The organism is Aeromonas sp. R2-2 (genome assembly GCF_040908355.1).
Classification (GTDB): domain Bacteria; phylum Pseudomonadota; class Gammaproteobacteria; order Enterobacterales; family Aeromonadaceae; genus Aeromonas; species Aeromonas veronii.
Map to the genome: position 1 here is coordinate 1 of NZ_JBFODQ010000041.1, position 5,083 is coordinate 5,083.

Annotated in this window: 5 protein-coding genes; all 5 read right to left on the reverse strand. The window is 50.1% G+C overall.

All coding sequences use genetic code 11. From position 1 onward, the window contains the following. Nucleotides 1-193 precede the first annotated feature (193 nt). The 5 genes from AB5Z09_RS07635 to AB5Z09_RS07655 all read right to left on the reverse strand — a co-directional run bounded on the left by AB5Z09_RS07635 (nucleotide 194) and on the right by AB5Z09_RS07655 (nucleotide 4,782). The gene (locus AB5Z09_RS07635) at nucleotides 194-1,390 is read right to left on the reverse strand and encodes a restriction endonuclease subunit S (protein WP_368194978.1); all 1,197 of its coding nucleotides are present in this window, start codon (nucleotides 1,388-1,390) and stop codon (nucleotides 194-196) included. A gap of 2 nt (nucleotides 1,391-1,392) precedes the next feature. Then, nucleotides 1,393-1,998 carry a protein adenylyltransferase Fic gene (gene fic, locus AB5Z09_RS07640; protein WP_368194979.1) on the reverse strand — a complete coding sequence of 202 codons (606 nt, stop codon included), beginning with the start codon at nucleotides 1,996-1,998 and terminating at the stop codon, nucleotides 1,393-1,395. Further along, nucleotides 1,995-3,590, reverse strand: coding sequence for a type I restriction-modification system subunit M (locus tag AB5Z09_RS07645; protein WP_368194981.1), 1,596 nt, complete (start codon nucleotides 3,588-3,590; stop codon nucleotides 1,995-1,997). The genes fic and AB5Z09_RS07645 overlap by 4 nt, the downstream gene beginning before the upstream one ends. 470 nt (nucleotides 3,591-4,060) lie before the next feature. Beyond that, nucleotides 4,061-4,465, reverse strand: a complete 405-nt coding sequence (locus AB5Z09_RS07650; RefSeq protein WP_368194982.1) for a type IV toxin-antitoxin system YeeU family antitoxin — start codon at nucleotides 4,463-4,465, stop codon at nucleotides 4,061-4,063. Nucleotides 4,466-4,467: 2 nt separating this feature from the next. Beyond that, nucleotides 4,468-4,782 (reverse strand): hypothetical protein, encoded by a 315-nt coding sequence (locus AB5Z09_RS07655; protein ID WP_368194983.1) that lies wholly within the window; start codon nucleotides 4,780-4,782, stop codon nucleotides 4,468-4,470. Nucleotides 4,783-5,083 lie beyond the last annotated feature (301 nt).

Genomic DNA, 5,083 nt, shown 5'->3' on the forward strand with positions numbered 1-5,083 from the left:
TCACGCTCCAGATCGCTTTCACTTTGATAGCCCTCAGCAACTTGGCAAACCTTTGTGTATTTATCAAGGACAATAAAGCGATTTGTCTCGGCAATGGGATTCGTGTAATCAACCATGTTGTTCTTCCTTTAACCATGGGCGTACTTCATTGATTTGGCGCCCTACCAATACATGTTGGACAAAACTGTTCATGTTACGCATCTACTGCTTCTGGCTTGGGGAAGCTCAGCAGCAAATCGCGGTAATATTCATATTGCTTCTGGCGCAGCTCGATCTCGCGGGGCAGGCCCTCAGTGAGGGAAGTAGTAAGGGCATCGAATTTGTCAAGGATAGCGACGATGCGGGCTTGTTCGGCAAGTGATTTGTGCGGAGTATCGGCATAGGGTATTGGGAGCCTGAAATTTTTGATAATTGTAGAGTTGAGATCCCCTCTAGCCCCTTGTCCCTGTGCTTTTAAATTCTCGTAGTTAAAACTAACCCAGTGAAATACATAACGGTATAGCGCCTTCGAACTATCAATCTCCAAACAACCACAGTGCTGATTAGTTGTTAGCGGTATTTTATTGATCGCGGATCTACCTGCCGTTGCACCTGAAATTGCGACAATTACACAATTTGCAGGGATCCATTTCGCAGCAGTCTTATCTAACGCCGCTTTAGTGATTTTGACATCTGTGTTATTGATATCTGTGAACTTAACCTCTTGGGTTCGAAGCCAGGGAATGTCGCCACCGTCGTAGTATTCTGACCTACCAGCAGTAGGGGTTCCGCCAGAATACCATTTTTTCGTGACATCCCCTAATGTCTTCCATTCAACGTCCCCGTCTTCAAAACTCAACAACTGGTCACGATAGTAGTTGTATTGCTTTTTCCGTGAAGTAAGCTCGGTGGTAAGCTCGGTGGTAAGCGCAGTAAATGCGTCCAAGATACGCACGATTTCCGCTTGTATTTCCAGCGATTTTTTGGGGTTTTCTGGGCAGGGGATGGGGAGCAATGTCTGCTGCGCAGTTGACCAGTGCCTTTTGTAACTCAACTCCTTCTTATAAAAATTCAGGAAGGCGTGGTAAATGTACTTGGCATTATCTGAAATTGGCCTAAGAATCTTTAATCCATCAGCGCCTTGGATAAATGGAAAGTCTACGTACTTTATGTGTTCAGAGTGGTCGCCAAAAATCACATACTCTCCAACTTCAACGGGAGTTATGTCCTCGTCTGTATAGCCAGCGATGAATTCGATACCCTGATCAATAATTGGAAGTTTTCCCACAGTGCGATAAGCCTGACTATTGAGCTTTGAGGGGGCCGTGACAGTTTTTACCACCGCACTGAGCGTCTTCCACTCCACACCAACACCATCGAGCAACTTTTCCATAAAGTCAGCATTACTCATGATTACAGCTCCTCCGTCTTGAATTCGCTATAACCTTCGTAGTAATAGCTGACATCAATACCCTTCATGAACAAAGCGCGGTCATCAATCTGACTGGTGAGCGCTTGTTTTAGCAGGACCTTTATTTCCAGATCTTTCACTACGCTGCGCTGCATCGCAGAGAGGTATTCTTCTTTATCTACCTGATTCCAATCCACGACTTGTTTAAGCGCGGCTTTGAGCATCAGGTCTAGCCAGATACGCGTAGCACGGCCATTGCCTTCACGAAATGGGTGGGCGATGTTCATCTCGACATATTTTTCGATGATTTCATCAAAGGTGCTTTGCGGCATGCCATCGATATGTTTTAACGATACGTCTAAATACATCAGTGGTGCAAAACGAAAATTACCCTTGGCGATGTTGACGTCACGGATGTTACCGGCGAAGTGATAGATGTCACCAAATAGATAGCCGTGAATAAAGCTAAGCCCGGAAAACTTCCCCACCTCGGCCTTGTTAATGTCGCCAGAGTCGAAAAGTTGCTTAGCCTTTTGCTTACTGATTTTCTCCTCAGCTTTGGCAAGTTCAACCTGATTGGTGATGTTTAATTTATTCTCTAACATCATGCTACCTCTCCTTCGCCGTCCATGCCCTCGGTCGGTCTTTCTTCAATCGCCGTTCCTTCGATTTTGGCCACGATGAGGTCAATCTCTTTGCGCAGCTTGTCAATGGCGGCCACCGTGGTTTTCAGTTCGGCGCTAAGCTGGGTAATGTCCACAACCTCACGGTTATCTTTGGCTTCCACGTAGCTGCTTACGGACAGGTTGTATTCGTTGGCCACGATATCATCCAAACAGACCGATTTGGCAAAATGCGCGATATTCTCTTTGCTATCGAACACCTGCATAATTTGCTCGATATGCTGGTCAGTGAGGATGTTGTTATTTGTTTCCTTTTTAAACAGACCGCTGGCATCAATAAACTGAGTAGTTGATTCAGTTTTGCGCTTTGAGAGCACCAAAATATTCACCGCAATGGTGGTGCCATAAAAGAGATTGGGCGCCAGCGAAATCACGGTTTCAACATAGTTGTTGTCGACCAGATATTTTCTGATTTTCTGCTCAGCCCCGCCACGGTAGAAGATGCCAGGGAAGCAGACGATGGCGGCGCGGCCTCTGGCAGAGAGGTAGCTCAGTGCGTGCAGCACAAAGGCAAAGTCAGCCTTGGATTTGGGAGCCAGCACGCCAGCAGGCGCAAAACGGTCATCGTTAATCAGGGTTGGGTCATCACTCCCCACCCACTTCACTGAGTAAGGTGGGTTGGAGACGATGGCATCAAAGGGCTTGTCATCACTGAAATGCGGCTCAAGCAAGGTGTCACCCAATTGGATGTTGAACTTGTCGTAGTTGATGTTGTGCAAGAACATGTTCATGCGAGCCAGGTTGTAGGTGGTGTGATTGAGCTCCTGGCCGAAAAAGCCATCTTCAATGATGTGGGCATCAAAGTGCTTCTTGGCTTGCAGCAGCAGGGAGCCAGAGCCGCAAGCGGGGTCATAAATTTTATTAACACGGGTTTGCTTGTGCATGGCGAGCTGCGCAATCAGTTTGGACACATGCTGCGGCGTAAAGAACTCGCCACCTGATTTACCGGCGTTGGCCGCATAGTTGGAGATAAGGAATTCGTAGGCATCGCCGAACAGGTCGATTTGGCTGCCATCAAAGTCACCAAAGTCCAGTTCGGCCACCCCTTTGAGCACGGCGGCCAAGCGCTTGTTTTTGTCGGTGACGGTATTGCCCAAGCGGTTGCTGGTTGTATCAAAGTCGGCGAACAACCCTTTCAGGTCGCGCTCTGATGGGTAGCCATTGGCAGAGCTTTCAATGGCAGAAAAGATATGAGCCAGGTCGGTATTTAAGCTCTCGTTGGTATGTGCGTCTTTGACGACGTTCACAAACAAATCGCTGGGGGCGATAAAGTAGCCCTTGGTTTTGATGGCATCCACTTTTACCTCAAGCGGGATATCTTTATCGGCGAGCGCCGCATAGTTGATGCTGTCATCACCGCCTTCAATGTAGTTGACGAAATTTTCACTGATGAAGCGATAAAACAGCGTGCCGAGGACATACTGCTTAAAGTCCCAGCCATCCACTGCGCCACGCACCTCATTGGCGATGGCCCAAATTTGGCGTTGTAATGCGGCACGTTGTTGAGTACTTGTCATGCGGTTATTCCTGTTGATGTATGTTGCGCCACGACGTCACCAGACGTGGAGGCGACGTATAGCATTGTGAATGCAGAGCGCCTATCTGAAGACGCGCCGCCCATTGACGATGAGCCATCGGTGACGGCCCCTTGGATGCGGGCGAACAGACGTTTCAGACGGGGTCATGCAGTGCGCCGTACAAACTGGCGGTAAGGTCACGGTTACAGTCTGATTTGCCATGTGTCTCGTCTTGGCTTGAGTGCAGGCACAGCCAATCGATACATGGCATATCGAGAATTGGTTCTGTGGAAAACATGGCCCGCATGATACCGGAAAAGTAGGGGGCAGTCAGGTGATGGGGTGGTGATTTTGTTCGGATGATGGCTACAAAAAACAAAGGGAAGGCCACGTATTGGCCTTCCCCACGACCCACACACTTATCACGGACGAATGGGTATAAAAATATTACCACATTCCATTTTTGGAGGTCACGCCTGGCGCTCAGGATTGGCGTCCATGCTTGTCGCAGAGTAAATCGCTACGTAGACATAGCCATGGCTGCCGAGGGCATCGGCTTCGCAGGTGAAACCACCGTGATGGACGGTGATACGTTGCTGGCGCTGAGCATCCAGCTCCCCAGTCAGCAATTTGGCTTCCAGTTCCTTGATGATGGCTGGGAAAACAGCTTCAAGCTGGTCGATAGCCACCGCCTCCCATTCGCCAATCAATGAGGCTCGGTCTGACAAAAAGTGCAGGCGATGATGCTCTTGGATAAGGCGAGCGCCAAAGCGCGGTGTCACGGTGTGGGGCAAGCCCCACTGTGCAAAAATCCGGGTGAGTTGGTCTGGTGCTGCGGGTTGTTGGTCCTGGGTGTGGGTGGTTGTCGTGGTCATGATTAGCGATACCTCAATTCAATGTCGATGATGGTGCCGGGCACGTTGTGGCGCTGGCGTAGTCTGGTCAAGTTAGCAGGGAGGTCGGTCAGGCTTGCCAGTCGCCCCCTGTAGAGCCGGGAGAGATTGACGTAGTCAGGGTGACTTACTGTGATGGTCACCTGATGCCCTGGCTGCCAGCGGCTAAACAGACGGGCTTTGGCTTCCTTGATGGTGGTGATACCTGGGGCTGGTAACATCTGGCGGTTGCGCAGATGCAATTTGTTAAGCTCGGGGGCATAGCGATGCACCTCGAGTCCGGTGATGAGACGGGTCATGTTCGGTGACTCCTTGGATGCAAAGGGCCAGCCAGTGAGGGCTGGCCCTTTATGCTGTTTGTGGATAAGCGGTGCTGGGCTGTCGTGTCCGTTGGTGCCGAGGCTGCCGAAAGCTGCCGGGCCGCAGTGACAGACGCAGTGGCTAGTCGTTGTAAAACAGGATGTAGCTCACCCCGGCTTGCGTTGCTGCTGCGAGCAAGGGCTGTAACGTTGGCGGGTAGGCATCGAGCTCCAAGGCCAGGTTCAACATATATTCGTAGGCGGAGTCATCCTTCACACCGACATGTTCATGGGAGGCCAT

What these genes read in the sequence shown, in the direction of transcription:
- AB5Z09_RS07635 (WP_368194978.1), bottom strand. Translation starts at nt 1,390, where the DNA reads ATGAGTAATGCTGACTTTATGGAAAAGTTGCTCGATGGTGTTGGTGTG.
- AB5Z09_RS07650 (WP_368194982.1), bottom strand. Translation starts at nt 4,465, where the DNA reads ATGACCACGACAACCACCCACACCCAGGACCAACAACCCGCAGCACCA.
- fic (WP_368194979.1), bottom strand. Translation starts at nt 1,998, where the DNA reads ATGATGTTAGAGAATAAATTAAACATCACCAATCAGGTTGAACTTGCC.
- AB5Z09_RS07655 (WP_368194983.1), bottom strand. Translation starts at nt 4,782, where the DNA reads ATGACCCGTCTCATCACCGGACTCGAGGTGCATCGCTATGCCCCCGAG.
- AB5Z09_RS07645 (WP_368194981.1), bottom strand. Translation starts at nt 3,590, where the DNA reads ATGACAAGTACTCAACAACGTGCCGCATTACAACGCCAAATTTGGGCC.